Annotated in this window: 25 protein-coding genes and 1 tRNA gene; 14 read left to right on the top strand and 12 right to left on the bottom strand. The window is 56.7% G+C overall.

What is annotated here, in order from left to right:
- Positions 1–17: 17 nt before the first annotated feature.
- The 5 genes from EH31_RS13385 to EH31_RS13365 all read right to left on the bottom strand — a co-directional run bounded on the left by EH31_RS13385 (position 18) and on the right by EH31_RS13365 (position 5,747).
- Positions 18–2,576, bottom strand: coding sequence for an HWE histidine kinase domain-containing protein (locus EH31_RS13385; protein ID WP_034961070.1), 2,559 nt, complete (start codon positions 2,574–2,576; stop codon positions 18–20).
- Positions 2,573–3,172, bottom strand: coding sequence for a biliverdin-producing heme oxygenase (locus EH31_RS13380; protein ID WP_051699262.1), 600 nt, complete (start codon positions 3,170–3,172; stop codon positions 2,573–2,575). Before EH31_RS13380 ends, EH31_RS13385 begins: the two co-directional genes overlap by 4 nt.
- A gap of 200 nt (positions 3,173–3,372) precedes the next feature.
- Entirely contained in the window at positions 3,373–3,675 is a 303-nt protein-coding gene (locus tag EH31_RS13375; protein WP_034961069.1) for a polyhydroxyalkanoic acid system family protein, read from the bottom strand.
- A 3-nt stretch (positions 3,676–3,678) separates the two neighbouring features.
- Positions 3,679–4,512, bottom strand: coding sequence for a hypothetical protein (locus EH31_RS13370; protein ID WP_034961067.1), 834 nt, complete (start codon positions 4,510–4,512; stop codon positions 3,679–3,681).
- Positions 4,512–5,747: a toxic anion resistance protein gene (locus tag EH31_RS13365; RefSeq protein WP_034961065.1), complete on the bottom strand. Its 1,236-nt coding sequence runs from the start codon at positions 5,745–5,747 to the stop codon at positions 4,512–4,514. The genes EH31_RS13370 and EH31_RS13365 overlap by 1 nt, the downstream gene beginning before the upstream one ends.
- 193 nt (positions 5,748–5,940) lie before the next feature.
- Here EH31_RS13365 and EH31_RS13360 point away from each other — a divergent pair, with 193 nt between their 5' ends.
- Both EH31_RS13360 and EH31_RS13355 read left to right on the top strand, forming a co-directional pair.
- A complete protein-coding gene (locus EH31_RS13360; RefSeq protein ID WP_081853408.1) occupies positions 5,941–7,569 on the top strand; it encodes a TIGR00341 family protein in 1,629 nt (542 codons plus the stop codon).
- 18 nt (positions 7,570–7,587) lie between these two features.
- On the top strand, positions 7,588–7,998 hold the full coding sequence (locus tag EH31_RS13355; protein WP_034961062.1) for a DUF4365 domain-containing protein: 411 nt from the start codon (positions 7,588–7,590) through the stop codon (positions 7,996–7,998).
- Positions 7,999–8,010: 12 nt separating this feature from the next.
- Here EH31_RS13355 and EH31_RS13350 read toward each other — a convergent pair whose 3' ends face one another.
- Positions 8,011–9,756, bottom strand: a complete 1,746-nt coding sequence (locus EH31_RS13350; protein ID WP_199797044.1) for a fatty acyl-AMP ligase — start codon at positions 9,754–9,756, stop codon at positions 8,011–8,013.
- Positions 9,757–9,908: 152 nt separating this feature from the next.
- Here EH31_RS13350 and EH31_RS13345 point away from each other — a divergent pair, with 152 nt between their 5' ends.
- The 4 genes from EH31_RS13345 to EH31_RS18000 all read left to right on the top strand — a co-directional run bounded on the left by EH31_RS13345 (position 9,909) and on the right by EH31_RS18000 (position 12,218).
- The gene (locus tag EH31_RS13345; RefSeq protein WP_081853407.1) at positions 9,909–10,607 is read left to right on the top strand and encodes a regulatory protein RecX; all 699 of its coding nucleotides are present in this window, start codon (positions 9,909–9,911) and stop codon (positions 10,605–10,607) included.
- Positions 10,601–11,116, top strand: a complete 516-nt coding sequence (locus tag EH31_RS13340; RefSeq protein ID WP_034961059.1) for a DUF192 domain-containing protein — start codon at positions 10,601–10,603, stop codon at positions 11,114–11,116. Before EH31_RS13345 ends, EH31_RS13340 begins: the two co-directional genes overlap by 7 nt.
- Before the next feature lie 120 nt (positions 11,117–11,236).
- Positions 11,237–11,656 (top strand): NADH:ubiquinone oxidoreductase subunit NDUFA12, encoded by a 420-nt coding sequence (locus tag EH31_RS13335; RefSeq protein ID WP_034961330.1) that lies wholly within the window; start codon positions 11,237–11,239, stop codon positions 11,654–11,656.
- A 37-nt stretch (positions 11,657–11,693) separates the two neighbouring features.
- Entirely contained in the window at positions 11,694–12,218 is a 525-nt protein-coding gene (locus EH31_RS18000) for a DUF2155 domain-containing protein (protein ID WP_241765926.1), read from the top strand.
- Here EH31_RS18000 and aat read toward each other — a convergent pair.
- The gene (gene aat / locus EH31_RS13325; protein ID WP_034961057.1) at positions 12,167–12,892 is read right to left on the bottom strand and encodes a leucyl/phenylalanyl-tRNA--protein transferase; all 726 of its coding nucleotides are present in this window, start codon (positions 12,890–12,892) and stop codon (positions 12,167–12,169) included. The two genes, EH31_RS18000 and aat, sit on opposite strands and share 52 nt — an antisense overlap.
- Positions 12,893–13,022: 130 nt before the next feature.
- Between aat and EH31_RS13320 the strand changes: the two genes are divergently transcribed.
- Positions 13,023–13,098: transfer RNA gene (locus EH31_RS13320), tRNA-Trp, on the top strand.
- Between the two features lie 40 nt (positions 13,099–13,138).
- Here EH31_RS13320 and EH31_RS13315 read toward each other — a convergent pair.
- On the bottom strand, positions 13,139–14,347 hold the full coding sequence (locus tag EH31_RS13315; RefSeq protein ID WP_034961055.1) for a PQQ-dependent sugar dehydrogenase: 1,209 nt from the start codon (positions 14,345–14,347) through the stop codon (positions 13,139–13,141).
- A gap of 132 nt (positions 14,348–14,479) precedes the next feature.
- Between EH31_RS13315 and EH31_RS13310 the strand changes: the two genes are divergently transcribed.
- Positions 14,480–14,923 (top strand): hypothetical protein, encoded by a 444-nt coding sequence (locus EH31_RS13310; protein WP_034961054.1) that lies wholly within the window; start codon positions 14,480–14,482, stop codon positions 14,921–14,923.
- A 435-nt stretch (positions 14,924–15,358) separates the two neighbouring features.
- Here EH31_RS13310 and EH31_RS13305 read toward each other — a convergent pair whose 3' ends face one another.
- On the bottom strand, positions 15,359–16,897 hold the full coding sequence (locus tag EH31_RS13305) for an alanine/glycine:cation symporter family protein (RefSeq protein WP_034961052.1): 1,539 nt from the start codon (positions 16,895–16,897) through the stop codon (positions 15,359–15,361).
- Between the two features lie 313 nt (positions 16,898–17,210).
- Here EH31_RS13305 and secE point away from each other — a divergent pair, with 313 nt between their 5' ends.
- The 5 genes from secE (at position 17,211) to rplA (ending at position 19,721) form a co-directional block, all read left to right on the top strand.
- Positions 17,211–17,453, top strand: a complete 243-nt coding sequence (gene secE, locus EH31_RS13300) for a preprotein translocase subunit SecE (RefSeq protein WP_034961050.1) — start codon at positions 17,211–17,213, stop codon at positions 17,451–17,453.
- Positions 17,454–17,490: 37 nt separating this feature from the next.
- A complete protein-coding gene (nusG, locus tag EH31_RS13295; RefSeq protein WP_034961048.1) occupies positions 17,491–18,027 on the top strand; it encodes a transcription termination/antitermination protein NusG in 537 nt (178 codons plus the stop codon).
- 20 nt (positions 18,028–18,047) lie between these two features.
- Positions 18,048–18,233 carry a hypothetical protein gene (locus EH31_RS13290; RefSeq protein ID WP_034961046.1) on the top strand — a complete coding sequence of 62 codons (186 nt, stop codon included), beginning with the start codon at positions 18,048–18,050 and terminating at the stop codon, positions 18,231–18,233.
- A 362-nt stretch (positions 18,234–18,595) separates the two neighbouring features.
- Positions 18,596–19,024, top strand: coding sequence for a 50S ribosomal protein L11 (rplK, locus tag EH31_RS13285; RefSeq protein ID WP_034961044.1), 429 nt, complete (start codon positions 18,596–18,598; stop codon positions 19,022–19,024).
- A gap of 4 nt (positions 19,025–19,028) precedes the next feature.
- Positions 19,029–19,721 (top strand): 50S ribosomal protein L1, encoded by a 693-nt coding sequence (rplA, locus tag EH31_RS13280; RefSeq protein WP_034961043.1) that lies wholly within the window; start codon positions 19,029–19,031, stop codon positions 19,719–19,721.
- A 127-nt stretch (positions 19,722–19,848) separates the two neighbouring features.
- Here rplA and EH31_RS13275 read toward each other — a convergent pair whose 3' ends face one another.
- Positions 19,849–20,286, bottom strand: coding sequence for a hypothetical protein (locus tag EH31_RS13275; RefSeq protein WP_199797039.1), 438 nt, complete (start codon positions 20,284–20,286; stop codon positions 19,849–19,851).
- A 168-nt stretch (positions 20,287–20,454) separates the two neighbouring features.
- On the opposite strand from EH31_RS13275, the gene EH31_RS13270 reads away from it, so the two are divergent.
- Positions 20,455–21,852, top strand: coding sequence for a tetratricopeptide repeat protein (locus tag EH31_RS13270; RefSeq protein WP_034961041.1), 1,398 nt, complete (start codon positions 20,455–20,457; stop codon positions 21,850–21,852).
- A gap of 36 nt (positions 21,853–21,888) precedes the next feature.
- On the opposite strand, the gene EH31_RS13265 is transcribed toward EH31_RS13270, so the two are convergent.
- Together EH31_RS13265 and EH31_RS13260 are read right to left on the bottom strand one after the other, a co-directional pair.
- Positions 21,889–22,662: a competence/damage-inducible protein A gene (locus tag EH31_RS13265; RefSeq protein WP_034961039.1), complete on the bottom strand. Its 774-nt coding sequence runs from the start codon at positions 22,660–22,662 to the stop codon at positions 21,889–21,891.
- A gap of 53 nt (positions 22,663–22,715) precedes the next feature.
- A complete protein-coding gene (locus EH31_RS13260; protein WP_034961323.1) occupies positions 22,716–24,227 on the bottom strand; it encodes a flavin-containing monooxygenase in 1,512 nt (503 codons plus the stop codon).
- Between the last annotated feature and the right edge of the window lie 38 nt (positions 24,228–24,265).

Raw genomic sequence — 24,265 nt, 5'->3', positions numbered from 1 at the left:
CCGCAGCTTGTGACGCGCTATTCCGCCATATCCCCGGCAAGAGCGCGCTCTATCTCTGCTTTGCCATAAGGCTTGCGGATCAGGCCGTCTGCGCCAAGACTGGCCAAGTCACGGCCAAGTTCCGAATACCCTGTCGCCAGAACGAAGCGGACGCCGCGCCTGGCAAGCTCTTCGGCGACCTTGGCGCTCGATTCTGAGCCGAGATTGAAATCCACGACAGCAAAATCGGGCTGGCGCTTTTCAATCGCTTCAAGCGCCCCGCTGACCGTGCTCTCCACCATGACTGACTTGACGCCTGCTTCGCGGAGGCTGTCTTCTGTGTCGAGCGCGATGATCATATTGTCTTCGACCAAAAGCACATGCTCTGGAACAGGCCATTGGAATACCGATGTCTTGTTTTCAGTCTCGCTGGCGGGTTCACGGCGTTCGGGCGCATCAATGTCGCCATCGTCTGATACATGCCGCGCGGGAATGCGAAATTGTGCTTCGAGCCCGGACAGTTTGAAGGTCAAATCAGCCTCACCGCGAAGATCGTGCGGAATGATCCGGGTGATGATGGTTGTCCCAAACCCGCGCCGCGTCGGCGGTTGAACAGGTGGTCCCCCGCGTTCACGCCAAGAGATCAGCAGATCGCCATTATCAGCGCGCTTAACGCCGATATCGATGGTGCCCCTGCTGTCACAAAGGCTGCCGTATTTGGCCGAATTCGTGACCAGCTCGTGCACCACCAAGGCCAGTACGGTGTAGGCTTCCGGCTTGATCATAACATCGTCGCCAACAATGTTCAGGCGATCCTGCTTGCCCGTAAGATAGGCTTCGATCTCGCTTGCGAACAAATCGCCCAGCGGAGCAGAGCTCCAATTCTGGCGGGTGATGTTGTCATGCGCGCTGGCCAGTGCCTTGATTCGGCCATCAATGTTCGCGGTGAAACTGCCGATGTCGGGGGCATCTTTGCCTGACTGGGACACAAGCGAGCGGATGAGGTTCAAGATGTTGCGAACCCGGTGATTCAGCTCTGCGATGAGAAGGTCCTGCTGTTCGCGGGCACGCTTTCGCTCTCGTGAGACCTCATCGGTCATCCGCAAGATCACTTCGAGAAGCGTGGTACGCAGGCTTTCAGCGATTGCGATATGATCATCGCTCCATTGCTCGGCGTGCCCTTCGACCGTTTGTGCCCAGGCGGCAAAGCTGCTGCGCGGTTCGAGCCGCTCTGATGTGGGGCTGATCGCTTTTGCAGGGTTTCCGGCCCAGCGAACGGTTTGGGTCAGTGGTTTGCGCCAAAGCACCAGATAATCGCGCGGTGGTCTCGATATGGGCAGGATCAATGCGCCTGCTGCCACATCGGAAAAATTGCTGGCTTCTGGAATGTGATCGGCAAGATTACTCGCGGCCAGAACAGGGCTGTCGGGCGCTGCGCCAAGGGTTGGCACAAGGGCAAGGAACTGCTCTTTGCTGGGGCTATCACCATGGGATCGGTATTCGTCATGGATCAGGACCGACGTGCCGTCATGCGGGATCAAATCGCCAAGGAAATTCGCAAAAGTATCAAGGTTTTCAACGAATGATGCGCCATCGGCAAGGCGTTGCATCAAGAGCTGGTGCAGGGTCTGCGTGCGGGCACGCAGCGCATCGGATCCGGCAATCAAGAGCCGGTCGAGCGTCATTGAAAACATATGGCTGAGCATTTCAGCCACGCTGCGCAGTGAATAGGGAACGGATTTAGGGGAATAGTGATGGCATGTGATCATGCCCCACAATTTGCCATGGCGCACAATCGCAATCGCAAGAGACGCGCCAACGCCCATATTTTTCATGTATTTGACATGCATGAGCGAGTGCGAGCGCAGGACGCTCATCGACAAATCCAGCGGATCGTCCTGGTGATCGTCTGCGGCGTCAATGGGAACCGGTTCACGATCCATATCAGCGATAATACGAAACCGATTGCGCACGAACAAAGACCGCGCTTGCTGCGGAATATCGGACCTTGGATAGCGCAGCCCAAGATAAGTCTCGAGATCGTCGCGCTTGTCTTCTGCGATCACTTCGCCGCTGTCATCGCTGTGAAAGCGGTAAATCATCACCCGGTCATAGCCGAGCAATTCTCGGACCATTCTGGCGGCCATATCGCACAAATTGTCCGTGCTTCGTGCGTTGGAAAGCTGGCTCATCGCAGGCGTGATGGCAAGCAGGTGGTCCTGAAACTGCGCATCTGCGTGGCGTTCAAATTCGACGACGATCGTGCGGCCTGTGGGGTGTATAGCGCAGTCGAACAACTGCCCATTGCCGGCAAGATCGACACCAAAAAGGCGTTCAACGCTGTCGTCTTCGGCGATCTTTGCAAGCGCGCCCTTTAGCGTAGAAATGGCGTCATCTGTGAAGCACTGATCAAGCGCTTGCCCAAGTTCCGGGGCAGTTTTGGCTCCCAGCATCTCGGCGCAATTGGCCGACAAATGCGTGACCGTCCACTTTGTATCGACCGCGATGAGAGCGCCAAAGTCCTGAATAAAATTGATATGCTGGATTGGTTCCCGGTCGCATTCGGTGAGGTCATTGGAAAACGTTTGAAAGTTCATTGTGCGCCCACCGGAATTTTTTGCGAGATATTGCTGTTTGCCGCGTCGAGGAAATGATCGAACACAAAGGTTGCAGCTCTGGTCGCCTCTTGTGCAGCTTGTGCGTCCACGGCGACTTCGACACCGCTGCGCAGCGTTTTCCAAAACTCGGTCATCGCCTCTGCGCCAAGGAAATAGTGCGGCCACCGCTCGCCTTGTGGAAGGGTGCGCTGCATATCGAGGAGCATCGCCTTGTTTCCAAGCGACGAGCCGGCAAGCACCCACGCGACGCCGATAGCGGTTGCCCGGCCTTTATACTCCAGGCCAAGCGCATCTCCTGCCTTTGGAATAGGCATCCCAAGATTGATGAGATCGCTCACCAAAAGATGGGTTTGCTCGGGAGGTCTAAGATCAGCAGGCGCAAGAGACGAAAGCCAATGCTCAACCGGTACACGTGCGCAAAATTGGACACTCAGGAAACGGCCATAATCTTCGCGCGAGCGCCAATCGGAAGCAGGACGCATTGATGTGTCGAGCCGGTCGTGTGAATGCGCGGTCGCCGCTCGCAAATGGTCACGCAGAGTTTGTGCTTTTGTCTCTCTGCGGCCCGTTTGCATTGCTTTTTTCTTGACCTCAACTCTCTCGCGTCAAACAAAGTAGTCATTTTATATTGTCAATGCAACACGACGACGGGTCATGGGGCAAGGCAGAAGCCTGCCTGAAGGCGCAGCTCCCTCACCGCGCAACAGCAGCGGCGCAGGTTCAATCTCGTATTGATTTGGGGGGCAGTCATATTGCTGACCCTTAAACTATAGCGCTATTTCTTTTCTAGCAGCTTGCCGCCGTGCTTGCGCACCGCCCTCTCAAGTGTGCCACCCAGAAAACCGAGGATAGCGGGTAAGTCGAGGTCAATCACTACCGTATCATCACTTATATCGATCCCGCCTTCGATCTGTTGACCAGCAGCGGTGATGTATAAGTCCATACGGTCTTCGTGGGGCCAATCGGTTTCAACACTCGCCATGCCGGGCGGGAAATAGCTGCCGATCTCATGGGCGTGGGCGTGCATCCGGCGGCGCACTTCTTCGCGGCCAAGCTTGTGAGGAAGCGCGATCCGCATGGTTTACCCTTTTGCCCCTTTTACCTTTGTCGTTGCAGGCGTGAGATCGGGCAGGGGAACGCCTGTGTCCGGCATGCCTGTACCCGTTAGAGCAGAGCCATCTTCGAGCAAATCGTCCCCGCCAAAGCGGTAATCCAGATAGCGCGATTTGACTGCCAGATCGTCCATCGCCCCTTCGGCCAAACGCCGGGTCACGCGGTCCACTTCGCCGGAAATTTTGGTGAGGCTTTCGACGAGGCGCTGATCAGCGGTTCCGCCGGCATGTTCCACTTTGCGCAAATGCTCCGGGATTTTGCGGTAATTGTCGATCGTCTCAGGGATGTAGTCGCCCACAAGCTCGCGCACTTCGGACATGGCCGGATGGCTTTCATCCATCGTCTCAAGCTGCGCGCCAAGCGCGTCCAATTGCCCGCCCAGCTTTTCGACAAGCGCGACCGCCGTGGCTGGCAATGCGCTGCGCTGGCTTTCAAGCCACAGTTCAACGCGCGCCACCATCTGTTTGGGGTTGCCCAGTTTAAGCTCAGAACGTTTGGGTGGTTTGGGCTTTGGGGCAAGAACGAAGACCGCGACGGCGATCATCACGGCCAATCCAAGCGCCATGACCCCCCATGTACCAATCCCGCCAATAATCCCGCCAATAATCCCGGTCGCGACAAACATGGCAAATACGGCAGCAACCAGATAGGCGCCGCGCTTCAGCCAATGCTTCATCTTGGCTTCGGCAGAGCCTTTGCCAATCGAGGCGGCGCGCCGGTGCACTCCGCCGTTGCGATTGGCGTCAAGCGATTGGCTCGCCGCCCGCATGATCCGATCAGATTCGCGCGTGCTGTCTGTCATTATTTATCCAGCGACAGGAGCGATGGTTCAGACGAGGCAACCTTGGCCTGCGCCTGTGCCTGCCCTTCTGCACGCGCGATATAGCCTTTGGATTTTTCCACCTCGTCGGTGAGGACATTGACCGTTTGCTTCATGCTGTCGAGCGCGCGGACCTTGAATTCGTCCACTTCATCCATGGTGTCATAGATGTTCTGGAACGCGCGTTGCAGCGTTTCCAGCGGGATTGTGCTGGCTGCGGCCTGCTCGTGGATTTGCCCGGTTTGTTCGCGCAGCAGAGTGCTGGTGGAATCGATGATGTCGCTCGTCGTCTGGTTGAGAGCGGTGATCTGGCCCAGAACAAGGCGCTGATTGGTCATCGCCTGCGCAACCGTCACAGCGGTGCGCAGCGCGCCCACAGTGGTGGTGCTCGCCCGGTCGACGCCTTTGACAAGCTCAACATTGTTCTTTTTTACAAGATCAAGCGCAAGATAGCCTTGCACGCTCACCGCCATTTGGGTGAGCAGATCCTGCGTGCGTTGGCGCACATAGAATAGCGCGCTTTCGCGAAGGGCTTTCGCCTTTGCCGGATCGCTTGCGTCCAATTCCAAGGCCTTGGCTTCAAGCTTTGCATCGAGCGTCTTGGCGATGTGGATCATCTGTTCCAGCTCGCCCATCGCTTCCCACAATTTGGCGCGCTCTGTATCGATCGCGGCATTGTCCATGTGGAGCTCTTTTTTGCCGCTCTCAAGCCGCTCAAGGATCGCCTGAATGTGGCCTTGGCTGCTGGTGTAGCTGTCGAAGTAGTTTTTGAGCTTGTTGCCAAACGGGATGATCCCGAACAGGCGACGCGGCTCCAAAAGCTTGCTCTTTTTGCCCGGATCAAGGTCTTCGACCGTGCGGCGAAGTTCGGCCAAGTCGGTGCCAACACCGCTATCGGCGTCCATTGCACGCACAGGGCGATCAAGGAAACGGTTGGAGTGCCCGGCAGCGGCGCGGATTTGCTCCTGCCCCATGCGGGTGATCTGATCGATCTTGGCGCCAAATTCCGGCGAATTGGCATCAACCGAAATCAAATCATCGACAAATGCATCGGCTTTGATTTCAAGCTTGGACTTTTGCTCGGTCGAAACCGGCACAAGGCCCGCTGCCTTTTCAGGCGCCACATGAGGTACAGGGGTGGGCGGGGTCAGCTCAAAATCGGTCGCGGTCTTGGTCGGTGCTGAAACGTTCAGATCAGGTGTTGTCTCGGTGCTCATAGCGAAAAAATCGTCGCTCCCTCATTGGCCAATACACAAGATAGGCTTGCTACCTTACTGTATTAGGCATCTAAAACACGTTGTTCAAGACTGCCCTTTTATGACCCCCTCGTCCATGGTTTTGCGATGTGCAGACTGATGTTTGGCGCTTTTGTTTGAATTGGATTGCCCTTAAAGGACGATGCAGAAGGGAATGAACTTGGCCGACACCGTCGAAAATTCTGGCAAAACTGAAGATTCTTCTACCCCACCTGCTGAAGAGAAGAACGCCACTGAGCGTGATCCTCATGCGGTTTTTGGCAAGGTCGATAGCGCGGGCGAAGCGGTTAGGGCGGCCACACAAAGCCGCTATGGTTTCAAGCGTGTGCTTGCGACTTTGCGCGGTTGGTGGCGCGAGGACGTGGTGGGAACGGTTGAGCAATCAGCCGTCATCGAAAAGCGCCGGGCCGAATGTGCTTTATCGGAACGCTATTTGTTCATGACTGCGATGAGTGCCGGGATTGCGGTGCTTGGTCTTTTGCTTTCCTCGCCTGCGGTTGTCATCGGGGCCATGTTGCTCTCGCCGTTGATGGATCCGATCATGGGGCTGGGATTTGCGCTCGCGATTGGTGACTATCAATGGCTCAAAAAATCGGCGCGCAGCCTTTTTTGGGGCACTATCATCGCAGTCGGTTTAACGGCAGCGCTGGTTTATTTCTCACCAATCCAAACGATCACGCCAGAGATCGCTGCAAGGACGCAGCCCAATCTGTTTGACCTGTTTGTGGCGCTCTTTTCCGCGCTCGCCGGTGCCTATGCGATGATCCGCGGGCGCGAGGGCACAATTGTCGGCGTGGCGATCGCGACCGCCTTGATGCCGCCTTTGGCAACCGTTGGCTTTGGCCTTGCGACGTGGAACTGGACGGTCTTTTCAGGCGCGCTTCTTCTTTACATCACCAACCTTATCACCATCGCGCTGACGGCGCTCGCAATGGCGCGCCTGTATGGCTTTGAATCCTCGCTGAGCGCGCGTAACAGCCTGTTCCAGAACATTGCCGTGGCGACCGTGTTTGTGGCGCTCGCCGTGCCGCTCGCCTTGTCGCTGCAACAAATCGCATTCCAGACCAATTCGCAGCGGATCATCCGGGCGGAGATCGAAGAGGCCTACGCTGGCAGCGTCGATATTGCACAACTTGATGTGGATTTTCGAGCCGATCCCGTCCTTGCGACAGCGACCGTCTATACCCCTTCGCCCAAGGTGAGCGCAGAAACTGAGATTGAAGCGGCATTGATTACGCGTCTTGGACGGCCAATTGAATTCAGTCTGCGAGAATTTGGAGTGGATTCAGGGGCGAGCGCTGCTCAGCAGGCCGCTTTGTCTGCTGCCCGCGCAAACGAAGAAGCCGCCGCCCAGCAGCGCGCAGAGACCTTGGCAACGCGGCTTGCGCTTGTGGCCGGAGTAGATGAAGACGACGTCACCGTTGACCGCACCCGCCGCCGCGCGACCGTGCGGGCAAGGGAATTGGAAGGCGCGACACTTGCCGCTTACCGCGTGCTTGAAATGCGCATCGCCAGGACTGAACCTGAATGGGTGATCGAATTGCTACCACCGGCTGGTGATTTGCCTGACAGCATTCCCTTTGGCGAAGAAGGGCCCACACTAGAAGGCGCTCAGGCGCTTGCCGTGATCGAATGGGCTGCAAATCGGACCGGCTTGCCGATTGTGCTCGAAGGGCGCGAAGAGGACGCAACGCGCGCAGCAGAATTGCTGGGTCAGCGCGGCGTGAATGTGACCGTTCAAAGCAGCTCAGGCCCGGTAAGGGCGAAATGGGGCGGGGGTTAGCGCTCCTTATCTTCAAGGATGCACAGAAAGCTTTCCTCCAACGAAATTGAAGCCGCAAATCGGGGAGAGGTCTCGGCGCTTCTTATTCGGCTTGGCTATCAGATATATCGACCCGAAGCAGACGTGGATGGAGTTGATCTTGTCCTGCGGCAGCCTTCGGGCGACCTTGTGAGCGTCCAGCTTAAATCGCGATTGACGGTCAACTGGAAGCTTTACGGTGGCAGGGGTATCTGGATGCTTTTTCCAGGTAGCCCATGGGACGCTGACGAAGTGCGACGGTGGTATTTAATGCCCCACGATTTGCTTTTTCAAGTGATGGAAAAGCGTCACGGCCACGCCCCCAAATGGGATGGGTCGTGGTCGGTTGCAAAGCCGGCGAAAGACCTTTTGGGGTTCCTCGAAAAGACAGAGCTGAGGGCTCTGCGCTGATTGCGGCGCAGACTACGCGGCTAATTCAAGCGGTACAATTTCGCCTGCAAGATACAGCTTCTTGGCCTTTGCACGGCTGAGCTTGCCAGAGCTTGTGCGCGGCAAAGTGCGCGGGGGAACCAGTTCCACTACACAGCTCATGCCGGTGACCGAACGCACCTTGTCAGAGATTTGTTCGCGCAGTTTTACCCGTTCAACCGGGTCCGACACGCGGCAATGGACCAACACAGCAGGAGCCTCCTCACCATTCTCGGTTTCAAGCGAGAAGGCAGCAATATCGCCGTGGTTAAAGCCGGGGAGCTGTTCCACAGCCCATTCGATATCTTGAGGCCAATGGTTCTTGCCATTGATGATGATCATGTCCTTGGCGCGGCCAACGATAAAGAGGTATCCATCGGCGGTGTAGCCCATGTCGCCTGTGTCGAGCCATCCATCGACGAGGCAATCCTCAGTCGCTTCCGGATTGCGGAAGTAGGAGTGCATGACGGATGGGCCACGGCACCAGACCTTGCCGATCTGGTGGTCTTCGCGGCGCTCTCCGTTTTCGCCTGAGATGAGCACTTCCATATCGGGAAGCGGCTTTCCGCAATTCACGATCGCACGGTAGCGGGCAGGGCGGCTAAGATCGCGCGGAGTACCCGACAATCGCTCTTCCTCGACCAGCTCAACCTTGATCCCTTCGCCCGGCGGCATGACGGTGACCGCAAGGACGGCTTCGGCAAGGCCATAGGACGGGGTGAAGGCGCTTGCCTTGAACCCTGCATCGCTAAAGGCGTTGACGAAGTTTTGCATGACATCAGGTCGGATCATATCCGCGCCGTTTCCGGCAATCCGCCAGCGCGACAGATCAAAGCGCTCGGCCACATTGGTCTGGCTCGAAATGCGGCGCGCGCAAATGTCGTAGCCAAAGGTGGGCGAATAGCTTGCCGTGTTGCCCGGATTGCGGCTGATCATGTCGAGCCAGGCCAGAGGTCGGCGCGCAAAGGCGTCTGGTTTCAACAGGTCAGCGGAAAACTGGTTGGCGATAAGCGACAAGAAACAGCCCACCAGCCCCATATCGTGATACCACGGAAGCCAGCTGATGCAGCGGTCATTCTCGCCCAGTTCCATCGACACCGCATGGCCATACAAATTGTGCAGCAACGCCTTGTGGGTCACCGCAACCCCGGTGGGGAAGCGGGTCGAGCCAGAGGAATATTGCAAATAGCAAATGTCATCCGGCGAGACTTCGGGAAGTTCAACCACCGGCGCGTCATACTTGGCAAAGTCCTGCCAGCTTATGCCAGAACATTCCTGACGCTCAGCCGCCTGGCTCGCCATTTCGGCGATCTCTTCAGGGTAGATCAGGACAACCGGATCAGAGCTTTTGAGCTGCACTGACAATTGATCAATATAGCTTTCCTTGCCGCCAAAGCTGGTGGGCAAGGGAAGCGGCACAGGCCATGCGCCAACGTAAACGCAGGCGCAGAAAAGCGCCGCGAAATCGGGGCCCGTTTCTGCGATCAATGCAACGCGGTCTTGTGGTTTGATGCCTGCCGCAATCAGGCGATAGGCCATTTGATGCGCATCTTCGCGCATCTCCGAATAGGGATACACCCGCTCCAGATTCCCGCGCATATCGTGGAAGTTCAGGCCCTTCCGGCTTTTGGCGGCATAATCGATGGCGTCATTAAAGGTCGCGAACTGAGCGCGGATCCTTGGCAATTCACAGTCATTCGGCGTCGGTGTTAACGGGGGCGTCAAAGCGGCGTCGGTCATAGTGTTTGCAGTACCCGTCATTTCCTGTGCGCCTTTCAACCTGTTTGGCCGTCGAACGCACCCTTTCGATCCCACACCCCCAGCGATTTTACATACAGACTGGGGGTTTTGTCTTTTCCATTTGATAAGGACTGTGGCACGAATAAGGCGAAATGACCCTTGATGGAAGCAAAAGGTCGCGCAAAACGCGCAAAAATGCCCGGTTTTCAGAGGAAGACGGTGCAAAGCGCGCATCTTCGAAAGATGTGCGTAAACCCAAAAAGGCGCGCCCACTCGACGAAACAGCCCTGCGCGATCTCGCATTATCCTACGCTGCGCGCTTTGCGACGACAGGGGCCAAGCTTGAAGGATACCTTGCCCGTAAACTGCGTGAGCGCGGGGTGGCAGAGGATGAAGAGGGCCGCGTGCAAACGCCTGATGTGGCGGGACTTGTCGCACGGCTTATTGATCTGGGTTATGTCGATGATGAGGCCTATGCGCGCTCTAAAACCCGCGATCTGACGGCGCGCGGTTATGGCGCAAGGCGGGTGGAACAGGCGCTTTGGGCGGCAGGGGTTGATGAAAACACCCGCGAAGAAACCGCCCCCAATGAAGCTGAAACAAGGCGCGCGGCTATCCTGCTTGCAAAAAAGCGCCGCTTTGGACCATTTTCGACGGCTTTTGATGAAGATGAACCTGCAGAACTGGCCCACAAACGCCGCGACAAACAGATTGCGGCGATGTTGAGAGCCGGTCACAAGTTTGATCACATCGCGTTCATCCTTGATGCACGCGAAGAAGCTGACATAGAGGACTGGCTCTTCGAAGCCGAAGAGGAAGCCAGAGAAGAAGAAGGTCCAAATTCATGGTGAGAATTGCTTTAGCACTGGCGGGCTTGGCGTTGGTGGCGTGTTCGCCCAACGGCACGGCGGCACAGGAGAGTGCATCCGTAACCACTCCTGCGGCCCAAACCTCTGGCGTTTCCGAAGCTGGATTGCGCCTGATCGATGTCACCATTGTCAGCGGCGATACAAGGCACAGCTTCACAACCGAGCTTGCAGCATCGCAGGAAGAACAGGCCAAAGGCATGATGTTCCGCACGCAAATGGGCGATGATGAGGGGATGCTGTTCCCATCCTACACTCCGCAATTCCGCAGTTTCTGGATGAAAAACACCCCGCTCCCGCTCGACATTATCTTCATCGGGCCAAACAAGCGTATCACCAATATCGAGGCAGGCGTTCCCTATTCGCTCGACAGTGTAACCTCGCGCGGTATGTCGATTGCGGTGTTCGAGATCAGGGGCGGCTTGTCCGAGGAACTTGGCATTGGGCCGGGCGATCTGGTTGAATTTGAATTGCCGGACGAGGCGAGCCTGTAGTTTTTCGCCGCCTCGCGCGCGTCTGGTGCATCTTGAAGCATCTTGCGGCTTCTTGCAGCTTCTTGCGGCTTGGCGTCGATCATCAATTCCGCTAACGGCTTCGCAAATGGGAATGACATTATGAGTTTTCTGGGCAAAATCTTCACCTGGTGGGACGGCGCAACCATTGGCACCCAATGGTGGGCCAAGCGCGTGGGCGGCGAGCATGTTGGCACCGATGCGGAAGGCAACAAATACTACCGCTCCAAAGGCACAGGCGGTCCAAACACCGGTTCTTACACACAAAAAGAGCGCCGCTGGGTGATCTACAACGGTGTGAATGACGCAAGCCGCGTGCCGAGCGAATGGCACGGCTGGCTTCACGGGTCGTTTGATGATCTGCCTGAAAGCCATCTGCCCCCTGCGAAAATTTGGGAATCGGACTACACGCCCAATGCCACCGGCACCCCCAACGCCTATTTGCCCCAAGGCATGATTGAGCGCGGCGGTAAGCGCGCGAAGGCGGACGGCGATTACGAAGCGTGGGCGCCTGAGGGCTAAGGCCTCAGACCCCAAGCGCCAAAAAGGTCGATTGATCGTGAGCCGCAGACTTTCTCTAACCCTGCCCATTCTTGCCGCCTTTGCGTTGGCGGGATGCGATGCGTTGGGCTCGCTTACGGACACTGAGGCCGAGGGAAGCGAGACTGAAAACGGCGAGGCGCAAACCCCTGCGCCTTCAGGTACGGCCACCGCTGGTGCTGCTGAAACCGGGATTGGTGCTGAGGATGATGCCACCCCCATGGCAGAACGTGTGGCGACCATTGGCCTTCTTAATAAGCGCAATAATGTGAGCAAAGACCTTGAACTTCGCCCGGGTGAGAGCGTTGAAGAAGGTCCGGTAATCGTGCGGCTGGAAGCGTGCGAGCGCACCGCCCCTTATGAATTTCCGCAGGAAACGGGCGCTTTTGTGCAGCTTGATGTGCTGGAGCGCGGCCAGAACGAACACTCCCGCGTCTTTTCAGGCTGGCTCTTTAAGGAAAACCCCAGCCTCAACGTGGTTGAGCACCCGGTCTATGACGTTTGGGTCAAAGACTGCGCGATGAGCTTTCCCGGCGAAGAGTGATTGTCCACTTGCTGCGCTGAAAAGCTCGCAAAAGCCTCAGCCAGTTCAATTTCAGGGGCTCGCCGCGCCATTTCGACCAATTTGAGATACGCCTTTTGCGGCATCTCGACCGCGCCCATAGAAGCCAGGTGATCGGTCATAAATTGGCAATCGAGCAGTTTGTATCCGGCCTGCCTCAAACACGCGACCAGCCAGCACAGCGCAACTTTACTGGCATTGTCTGCGCGGCTGAACATGCTTTCCCCGCAAAAGACCGAATCGAACGCAACGCCGTAAAGACCGCCCACCAGCCGCCGCGCGCCGTTCTCGTTCCCACCCTCATCATGCTCCCAACATTCGATGGAATGGGCATGGCCCGCCTGATGAAGACCCTTATAGCTTTCGACAATGCGCCCGCTGATCCAGCTTTCCGGATGCCCCGGACGGGGCGCTGCGCAGGCGCGCATAACACCTTCAAAATCCTGATCCATCGTCACCGTAAACCGGTCGACACGCAGCACTTTGCGCAAGGATTTTGAGATATAGAGGCCTTCCAAGGGGATGATCGCCCGCTCGCGCGGTTCGACCCAGAAAATCTCCTCATCCTCGCGGTTGTCCGCCATCGGAAAAATCCCGCTGCGATAGGCAAGCAGCAAGGTTTCCACCGGGATAGGGCTTCGGATCGGGGAATGCATAGCGGGAGTATGTCTAACAGCCTACCGCCCTCGCGTCAGTATGCAATTGCCCTGCCCAGTAATCAAAGAGGGCAACAAAAGAGGGCGCTTGCCTATTGCAAATGCACGTTCTAAAGGCGCTGTCTTGCGTAGGGGCGTAGCTCAGTTGGTAGAGCGTCGGTCTCCAAAACCGAAGGTCCAGAGTTCGAGTCTCTGTGCCCCTGCCATTCTCACCACATTGTCGGATTGATTGCAGAGTACCTTGCATCACCCTTTTGGTGTGATGCGCAGGATGCGGCTGGTTTCGCCCTCTTCCTCGGTGAGGAGATAAAGCATTCCATCGGGCCCGCTGCGCACATCGCGCAAACGCACACCAAGCTCTCCGAAAAGCTCTTGTTGCTTGCCCAGCGAACCGTCCGCTTCCATTTCGATATGGCGCACATGGCGAAGCGCGAGAGCGGAGAGGAAGAGATCGCCTTGCCAATCGGGGAAGGGCGTGTCGGAAGAGGGTGGGCCTGAATATTGCGCAAATCCCGAAGGCGCGATTGAAGGGGTGAAATGGACCAGCGATTGCTCGGTTCCTTCCAGCGCTTCGAACGGTGATACCCGCCCGCCCGAATAATCGAGCGCATAGGTGACCGTGGGCCAGCCGTAATTGGCACCTTTTTCGATATGGTTGACTTCATCGCCGCCAGCCGGGCCATGCTCGTTTTCGAGAACGCGGCCGTCAGCGGCCACAAGAATCCCTTGCGGGTTGCGGTGACCGTAGGACCAGATTTCCGGCAGCGCGCCCTCCTGCCCAACAAATGGGTTATCGGCGGGCACAGACCCATCGTCATTGAGGCGCACGATCTTGCCAAAGTGGTTGTCGAGGTTTTGCGCCTCCTCGCGGAAGTGGAAAGCATCGCCTATGGGCATCAACAATGTGCCATCGGGAAGGAAGGCGATCCGTGCGCCATAATGGTTGCCTTGAATGCGGCTGGGCGAGGCACGGAAGATTTCTTCCCCATCCAACAGCTTCCCATCTGCATAAACGAAGCGCGCCAGAATAAGCGTGTTCTCGCCATTTTCGAGAAGACCCGCATAAGAGATGTAGATGAGATCATTGTCTCCAAACTGCGGATGCAAGACCACATCGAACAGCCCCGCCTGTATCCCATCGCCAAAGTGGACCGGGGGAAGTTTCCAGCTTCCGGTGAAGTCTTGAACCGTCTCTTGTGATCCATCGGGCTTAATCAACAAAAGCGCACCGGTCCGCTCTGTCACCAGCATGTTTCCGTCAGGCAGGAAGGCAAGCGACCACGGGTGATCGAGCCCCTCGGCCACCGTCTGGACCTCGTAGTTCACAGGGCCCGCATCCACGCGCCCTGCAAGTACGCTGGTCTTGTCACCGGTTGGTGATGCGCCCTGGTCCGTGCATGCTGCCAACGTGAGGGTCGCTGCGCCCAAGGCCAAAGTGGTAAAAATCGCGCGCATGTTCGTAGTCCTCGAAGCCCCGGTCGGTTTGCGACGCTTATCAGGTGACATGGAGCATTTGTCCACTGGCACCCATATCACTTGATCACACACGCAAAGCATCTAGTTTGCGCAAAGCTTTTGGAGAGAGAAATGAAGCGTTTTGGCCGGTGGATTGCCGCTTTGATTGTTGCAAGCATAGGCACCTATGTGCTGGCCGTTATCGCCAATGCGCAGTTTGTGATCGGCGCGCATAATGTGCCTGTGAGCCTCTCCGACAGACTTAATATGACCGCCTTTGATATTTCTAACATGTGGCTTTACCTTGCGGTTATTGCGGCCGCGTTTCTGCTTGGCTTTGCGATTGCCGCCTTGGTGAAACGCTTTGTGCCAAGCTTGGCCCGAGCCGCCTATCCGATAGCGGGTGCAGCTGCCCTCGGCATGGTTTTGGGCCTTATGTATTTGCAGTTCCAAACTGTCCCCATCAGCGGCGCGCGTTCGGCGCTGGGTTTTGTTGCGCAAGTGATAGCAGGCGGCATCGGCGGTTGGATTTTTGCAAAGGTTCTGGGCGCTCCGGCCAAACCTGCAATGGCTTGACACCAGCGCGCGCCGTTACGCAATTTTCCGGATGTGGCAATTTGCACATCGCGCCGCGCCAGCACCCTGCATTTTCCGCCCCGAGTTCAGCGATTCGAAGGACTTGGTGTCAGGCACGATCTCTCTCGAAATGGCCTGAAGATCATATCACGCGATGATATCATGCGGTGACCTCACTGGGGGGTAAGATCACCGTATGCCAATCCTTCGGATTGCTGCTCGCGGCCTGACGCAAAAGAGCAATCTTTCGCGTCCAGCTTGTGAGGCTCACTGCCACAAGGGCAATGACTTGTGGCGAAGCTGATCAAGGGTGCATGAGCCTCCAGCGGGCTCTTAATGAAGGCCGCAACTTATTGGGGGGACCCGTATCCGGGTGTTGGGAGCGTTCTTGCGAGTAGAACGCTCCCATTTCCGTTTTAACCAACCATCAATGGGTTAGTATTCCTCAGGCTCTTCGGGTGTGTCTGCCGTGTGGTTTGGCCCCGCATCGCGCATCCCCTGAGCGAGCTTGAACACCACTCCTGAAAGCAGCAGCAGAGCGAGCAAGTTAGGCAGAGCCATCGCCGCATTGGAGATGTCGCCCAGCCGCCAAACCAATGTAAGGTCCTGCGTGGAGCCGACATAAATCACCACGCACCACAATACGCGCCAGATCATGTGCAAGACCTTCTCACCGCCGCGGGTCGAGCCCGGGATGCGGTCATAGATGAACGTGATCGCCCGCTCGCCATAATAGCTCCAGGTGAGCAGAGTGGTGAACACAAACAGGATCAGCGCTGTCGATGCAATCAGCGTGCCCAGCGGGATCGCAGCGATCTCGAACGGGAAGGCTGCTGCAAAAGCGCCCGATGTCATGGCGAAGCCTTGAAGGTCACTTTCATAGGCATGGGCCACCGCTGCGCCGCCATTGGTGAAATCGCCCTGTACGGTGAGGATCACCAGCGCCGTCATGGTGCAGATCACGATCGTATCAATGAAACAGCCAAGCATCGCCATGCGGCCTTGTTGTTCCGGATCGTTGGTCTGTGCCACAGCGTGCGCAATTGGGGTGGAGCCCTGTCCGCTTTCATTAGAGAAAAGCCCGCGCGCAACACCGGCCCGGATCGCCAAAGCAATCATGGCGCCGGTAAATCCGCCCGCTGCTGCATCAAAGCCGAACGCACCGCGGAAGATCAGGCTGAAGGTCGCCGGAATATCCTGAATGTTCAGCATAAGAGCGATGAGGGCCATCACGATGTAGGCTCCCGCCATGAAAGGAATGACCTTCTCCGCCACGCCGCCGATTGATTTGATACCGCCGATAATGACGACGAACACGGCGATCGCTACGATCAATCCGCCCTGCCATTCCTCGATGCCGAACAGTTCATTGAGGCCGTCCGCCACGGCGTTTGCCTGAATGGAATTGCCGGTCACCATCGCTGAGAACAACGTGCCAAGACAAAAGACGATGGCAAGCCAGGTGAACTTGGGACCAAGCCCTATCATGATGTAGCTCATCGGACCGCCGCGATAGACCCCGTCGGAGGTCTTTTCCCGGTACCGGATCGCAAGCGAGCCTTCCGCAAAGGCAAGCGCCATGCCGATAAGTGCGGTGATCCACATCCAGAAAATTGCGCCCGGACCACCCAAGGCGATTGCGGTCGCGACGCCTGCAAGGTTGCCTGTGCCCACCTGTCCCGAAAGCGCAGTTGAAAGCGCAGCGAATGGAGAGATTTCCCCGTCACCTTCGCTTTTGCGTCCCTTGAACAGGCCGGCAAAGGCGCTGCCCAATTGGCGGATCGGGTAAAATTTGAGGCCGAACATGATGTAAAGCCCTGCGCCAAGCAGGATGATCACCATCGGCGGGATCGGATTGCCAGCAATCGACAGCCAGGAAAGCGTCTCGCCGTTCCAAGTCCCACCCCAGATAAAGTCAGAGACATTGGTGACGTGATCGATCATGCTCATCGACCCATTATCTGCTGCTGCCATTGTGTTTGAAATCCCCGTTAACTTTGCCCTGTGCCGCGCTGGCCTTATCTATAGGTGGCCAGTCCTTTGGCTGAATAGGGCCTAAGCTATCGCCGCAAGGGGCGGCTGGCTAGGGGAAATGAGCGTGCCACCGCGATTTGGCCCTCGATGGCCTGCTTGCTCTTGCCATTGGCGGGGAATCGCCCTATTCGCAGGGCCAATTCCGACATTGGTAGCAATTTGAGCCAGCCTGAGACCTTGTTCCTGGCGGCGATGAGCCCTACCTGAAAACGGATCAAACGGTAATTTCACGCGTAGCTGAGAGAATAAGCACATGGCTGAGGCACCCAAGGCCCCTGAAGCAAAGGGAGCAGCGCAAAAGAAGCGCAAGACGACTATCCCTGAATTCGTAAATCAGGTGCGCACCGAAACCAGCAAGGTGGTTTGGCCCACCCGCGAGGAGACGGTTCGCACAGCGATCTTCGTCTTTATCTTCATGGTGGTCCTCGCCCTGTTCTTCTTCGGCGTCGACAGCCTGTTCAACGCTGTCGTCAACTTCTTGCTCACGCTCGCCTGATTCAGGCGCACAAGCACTTTTCAAGGACACATTTTTCATGTCTCGTTGGTATATCATCCACGCCTACTCCGGTTTTGAAAACAAGGTGAAAGAGGCGATCCTTGCGGAAGCTGATCGTCTTGGCCTTACCGAAGGCGTTGAGGAAATCGAAGTCCCGACCGAAACCGTGACCGAGGTAAAGCGCGGCAAGAAGGTCCAGGTCGAGCGCAAGTTTATGCCGGGCTATGTGCTCGCAAAATTGCGCATGAACGATGACATTTATCACCTTGTGAAAAATACGCCGAAAGTTACCGGCTTTCTTGGCAATAACAACAAGCCGCAACCGATCAGCGAGCGTGAAGCGGCCCGTTACTTTGGCGGCGTTGAAGAAGCGAAAGCAGCGCCCAAGCAAGAGATCAGCGTCGATTATGAAATCGGCGATCAGGTCAAAGTGCTCGACGGACCGTTTGCAAGCTTCAATGGCGTGGTCGAAGAGCTCGATTTCGACAAAGCCAAGGTCAAGGTCAGCGTTTCGATCTTTGGCCGCGCAACCCCGGTTGAGCTCGACTTTGAACAGGTCGAACTGGTCAAGTAATCGCTGCTTGGGGGCATACGGTGAAGACCAGCCCCCGCATCTGCAATCGCAAGAAACGCTTTGCCACGCGCGCAGCCGCCGAAGAGGTCGCGGCGCGCGCGGACGTTACCTTGCGCGCCTACAAATGCGAGCTGTGCCACCAATACCACCTCACCAGCCGGACCAAGGGGATGAAAACTCCTTCGTATGAGCGAGGCGAGCTTTAGGTAATCCTGGCTTCTGAAATCGGGTCGCTTGGCCATTTTCCTACTTTGCCCAATGTTCGATAGGGGCTGCCGCATGAACATTGTGCCAGCTGTTTTTTGCTCCGCCATTCTTGTGGGCACTTGTGGGCTGTCTTTCGAGGGTAAGGTTTTTGGTTCCTGGACAGTGTGTCAAGTGTGTCAAACTCAGGCGGGCGCTACCGGCTTTTTTGCTTGCATATGCGCCCTGAAACGCTAGTGGAACGCGCTCGTGTTCAATGAACGCGAATCCATGCGGGAGGCCGTCTGATCGGACAGCTGCTTGACCGCTTAACATGATCCATCGCTGGGAACAGTGACGGAGACAGTGCGAAAGGAGGCCCATAGTGGCCAAGAAAATCGAAGGCTATATCAAGCTGCAAGTGCCAGCTGGTACTGCAAACCCGAGCCCGCCAATCGGCCCGGCTCTGGGTCAGCGCGGCGTCAACATCATGGAATTCTGTAAGGCGTTTAACGCTGCCACACAGGACCTTGAGAAGAACGCCCCGATCCCCACCACGATCACGGTTTATGCAGACCGCTCGTTCACCTTCACCACCAAAACCCCGCCTGCTTCCTTCCTTCTCAAGAAGGCTGCGAAGATCAAATCGGGTTCTGGTGAGCCGAACAAGAACAAGGTTGGCAAAATCACTCGTGCACAGCTCGCTGAAATCGCGGAAGTCAAAATGAAAGACCTCAACGCGAACGACATCGACGCTGCTGTAAAGATCATCGAAGGCTCCGCACGCGCGATGGGCCTCGAGGTGGAGGGCTAAGACCATGGCGAAACTGACGAAAAAGCAAAAAACCGTTGCTGAGCTCGACAATGAAAAGCTCTACACCGTGGACGAAGCCATCGCGACGCTTCGCGCGCACAAGGCGAAGTTTGACGAAACTGTTGAGCTTGCGATGAACCTTGGCGTTGATCCGCGCCACGCTGACCAAATGGTTCGCGGCATGGTCTCGCTTCCATCGGGCACGGGTAAAGACGTGAAGGTTGCTGTGTTTGCACGCGGCGAGAACGCTGACAAGGCAACCGCTGCTGGCGCTGACAAGGTTGGCGCTGAAGACCTCATGGAAGACATGCAGAACGGCAACCTTGATTACGACCGCGTGATCGCAACCCCTGACATGATGGGCGTTGTTGGCCGCTTGGGTAAAGTGCTTGGTCCAAAGGGCCTGATGCCAAACCCGAAGCTTGGCACTGTCACTCCGAACGTTGAGCAAGCCGTGAAGGACGCCAAGGGCGGCCAGGTTGAGTTCCGCGTTGAGAAGATGGGCATCATCCACTCTGGCATCGGCAAGCTGTCGTTTGATGACGCAGCTTTGAAGGCAAACTTCGAAGCGCTGACGCAGGCGATTGTCAAAGCCAAGCCAACAGGCGCCAAAGGCAAGTACGTCCAGAAGGTATCGCTGACCTCGACCATGGGTCCGGGCCTCAAGGTTGACCTGAGCGAGGTAGAAGGCGCGTAACGCGCTCAAGCTGCGAAGCGGTAGAGCAAGCGAAGGCTTCGCTTGCTCACTTCGGTAGAAACATCAAAAAGGGGCCGGAAGCGTTACTGCTTCTGGCCCCTTTTTTCGTTGTCGCTTTGCCTCACATTTAATCCTTCGCGCGCTCTGACCAGATCAAAAGCACCAGCGCAGTGATGATGAAGATCGCGCAGCCGGACAAAAGCCACGGGTTGATGAACCACATCTCGCCCCATTCAAATTCACCCCGGTTCATCGCCGCCCATCCGCCAAAGTGCTGGCGCACTGCGACACCAAGGCCGAACACGGCGAAAACGGCGGAGAGATAGCGGACGAGCCAGAAGCGCAGATTGGGCATCAGAAGCAGCAGGCCAAGCAAGCCAATCACCGTGCGTTGGGCGCGGCAATAGGGGCAGTTATAAACCAGATCCATCAGGTCCACTGTCCATGTGCCTGCACAAATCAGGATGGCGAGAAGGCCTACCCAGATACGATGGTTTAGCAATACGCCCGGCAGATCGGAAAAGAGGCCGCGTGCTGTGTCATTGGGCCCTTCGATGGTTGTCATATGATCCCTCACTAATATCTTGCGAAGCTCGCCTATCACAGTCCCCAATCCCGGGCCATTGGTCCCATGAACCCGCCTGCGAAAAACCCTTAGTCAGCGCAAGAGCTTCCTTATCCTTAACAAGCTTACTCAGGGGCACTGAGATAACAGCACGATTAAGGAAACTGTATGCCAGACGCCCCCGATACCATCACCGAGACGCGCACTCTGCTTGAAGAGGCGATGGAGCTTCAGAAGGCAGGCAATCTGGCCGCTGCCGAGACGCGGTACCGCGAAGTGATTGCGCGGGGGTATAGGGTGGTCGATGTGCTGCCGATCCTTGCAGGCATTCTGGGCCAGTGCGGCGCGAATGACGAGGCGATGGAGCAATGGGATGCGCTGCTGGCAATCGTGCCAGACCATGCGATTGCTCACCACGAAAAGGGGCTGATCTACAGCCGCACAGGTCGCATGGACAAGGCGATCACGGCGCTTGAGGCAAGCTGCGCGTCGGACCCGGACAATCCGGTCGCGGCAAGCAATCTGGGCGTGATGTTGTCCAATGCGGGGCGCAAGGAAGAGGCATTGGGGCAATTTGCCCGCGCATTGAGCCTGGACCCTGCAAACATCACGATTGAGCATCAAATCCGCCGCCTTCGCGCAGAGCTGGTGCCGTTCTGGCATATCCCGATGCTCAACGATACACGCCGCAATGATGCGTTTGAAGCAGCGATTGTGGCCGCGATTGATGAGGCAGGGCCAGATGCACATGTGCTCGACATCGGGACGGGGAGCGGGCTGCTTTCCATGATGGCCGCGCGCGCGGGGGCTAAGACGATTACGGCTTGCGAAATGAGCCCGGTGATCGCTGATGCGGCCCGCGCGATTATCGCTGACAATGGATTGGCAGACCAGATTGCGGTCCACACTGCGCCGTCGGGCCAATTGGAAGTGGGCACCCATTTAGAGGCGCGCGCCGATATTCTCGTCTCCGAAATCCTGTCGAGCGATCTTCTGGCTGAAAGCGTTCTCGACACATTTGAAGATGCGTACGAGCGTTTGCTAACGCGCGATGTGATTGTGATCCCGCGCGCAGCCTCGGCGATTGGGTGCCTGGTCGAAAGCCCGGTTCTGGACGATTATGTCTTTGTTGATGAGGTGTCGGGATTTGATGTCTCGCGCTTTGGTGCATTGGGGCCTGCGAAATTGCCGATCCACGGTACAATGACAGCTTGGAAGCGCCTGTCACCCGATGTGGAGTTGGTGCATCTCGACCTCACCAAACCCAAACATGGCAGCGCACTTCGCGAGCTTCGCATAGAGATTACCAAAGACGGTGTGGCCACAGGCATTGTGCAATGGATGCACGTCGATCTGGCGCAAGGGATCACCTTCGACAATCATCCCGATGGCTATACCGATGGTGGCTGGCTGCAGGTGCTGCACGCGTTCCCTGAGCCGATCACGGTGTGCGCAGGCGATGTGCTGAGCATTGCGGCAGGCCATGACCGTGAGACGCTGATCTTGCGGCCCATGGATGTGATTGCAGCGTCCGAATTGGCGCAGGTCCATGTGCAGGTCGCTTAATCGTGTTCCTGAATTCCAGGCTCTTCAATTGGCGCGCTAAATACCGCCGGGGGTAAAGTCCAATCCGTTGGTCGCGAGCCCGTCGGTAAGGCTGTCGACCGCGCTTTTCACCGTTTCTGCATCGGTGGAGCGGACCACAAAGTTTGCGCCTACGCGCCCCTCGCGGAAGAAGGGGTAGGAGCCGATCTGACACCCTTCATGCGCTTCTTCGACTTCGCGCAGCAGGTCTGCGATCTCGCTTTCAGCGGTCCAGCAGCCAACCGTCTCGGACAGCAAAGGCGCGCCGCCTTCGAGCTCTCCGGTGAGGGCATCAAGCATGCCTGCCGCGATATGCGGGACGCCTGCCATGACAAAGATGTTGCCGTGGCGAATGCCGGGGGCGCCTGATTTCTTATTGCGGATAAGCTCTGCGCCATCGGGTACACGCGCCATGCGAAGGCGGCCTTCATTGAGCCCGCCGCGCCCCTCGTAATAGCCTTCAAGAATGGAGCGCGCCTCCGGGTGGATCACGACGTCCACGCCAAGGGCTTTTGCGACCGCATCGACCGTGATGTCATCATGGGTTGGGCCAATGCCGCCCGTGGTGAAGAGATAATCGTTCTCGGCGCGAAGTGCGTTCACCGCGGCAACGATTTTGTCTTCATCATCGGCCACCACGCGAACCTCAGCCAGGCGAATGCCTTGCACCTGAAGCCATGTGGCGATTTGACCGATGTTCTTGTCGTGGGTGCGACCAGACAGGATCTCATCACCGATAATGACAAGGCCTGCGGTCCAGATTTTCTCTTGAACGGTTTTGGGGGAACTCATGGGATATCGTCTAAGCGAAATGCCCCGTGAAATCCATTCCTAAAGCAGCAGAGTTACTCCGCTGCCTCCAACTGTTCATCAGCGCCGCGTGCATTGGCACCAGCGCGCGAAAACACGAGGATGCCATCGTCCACCGGATCGCTTTCCATGCGCTTTTTGTCGAGGACATACTCCTGATTAAGCCGCCATGGATATGCATTCGCGTTCTTGGGATTGATGTCTTTGGCACGCAGAAGATAGCCGCTCGAATAATCCCCAAAGATGTCCTCATCCTCGATCGTCGCCTTGATCGCAGGTGTCATCGCCGGATTGACGATATCGGCTCCCTTAGCTTTCATTTCATTGAGGACACGGCACACATAATCGGAGTTGATGTCTGCGCGTAGGGTCCAGCTTGCATTGATATATCCAAACACAACCGCCAAATTGGGAAGGTCGGAATACATGCAGCCTTTGTAGTAATAACGCTGGGAGAAATCGACGGGCTCGTCATTGACACTCACCGCGATCTTACCAGCGATAGCAAGCTTCAATCCGGTTGCGGTGACGATAATGTCTGCCTCAAGGAATTTGCCCGATTTGAGGCGAATGCCGTTTTTCTCAAACGCTTCGATATGGTCAGTAACAACCTCAGCCTTGCCCGCTTTCATCGCTTCGAAAAGGTCATCATCGGGCACGAGGCAGAGGCGTTGTTCCCAAGGATTGTAAGGCGGGGTGAAGGCGGCCTTGTCGTAGTCCGGGCCAAGCGCCTTCTCGATGCCTTTATAAAGCGCTTCTTTGACCTTTTCCGGATTTTCGCGGGCGCGTTTGAAGGCGAAATCCTGAAAGCGGATGTTCTTGAACCGCGTGATTGCATAGGCAACCCGTTCTGGCAGGATTTTGCGCAAGAAGTTGGCAACCCCGTCTTTTGCAGGGCGCGCAAACATCCATGTTGGCGTGCGTTGGAGCATGGTGACTTTGGCCGCTTTGTCCGACATTGATGGGACAATGGTGACAGCCGTTGCGCCAGAACCAATGACTACAACCTTTTTGCCGGTGTAATCCAAGTCTTTGGGCCAGAATTGCGGATGGAGCACTTGGCCCTCAAATTCGCCCAATTCAAAGCCTGCATCATGCGGCTCATCATAGTCATAATAGCCAGAGCCCAGATAAAGGAAGTTGGCGGTCAAATGTGTGCGCGAGCCATCGGATAGCTCCATCTCGACGTGCCAGCGCGCTTCGTCTTTGCGAAAATTGGCAGAGATAACCTTGTGGCCAAAGCGGATGCGGTCACGGATTTTGCGATCGTCCACGATTTTGTTGAGATATTCGAGGATCGCAGGCGCATCCGCGATGCTTTTTTCATGACGCCACGGTTCAAAATCAAAACCCAACGTGTGCATATCGCTGTCCGAGCGAATGCCGGGATAGCGAAACAAATCCCAGGTCCCGCCCAGATTCTCGCGTTGTTCAATGATCGCAAAGGTGTGATTGGGCGCCTTCATCTGCATGTGGGCGGCCATTCCAATCCCGGAAATGCCTGCACCGACGATGAGGACGTCGAAGTCGGGTGGTGTTGCCAGCATATCTATTTTCTCTCCAGTTGACGTGAAGGTAAGCACAT

Origin of the sequence: Erythrobacter longus (assembly GCF_000715015.1) — a bacterium.
GTDB classification, from domain to species: Bacteria; Pseudomonadota; Alphaproteobacteria; order Sphingomonadales; family Sphingomonadaceae; genus Erythrobacter; species Erythrobacter longus.
This window is presented reverse-complemented; position numbering and strand designations above follow the sequence as displayed.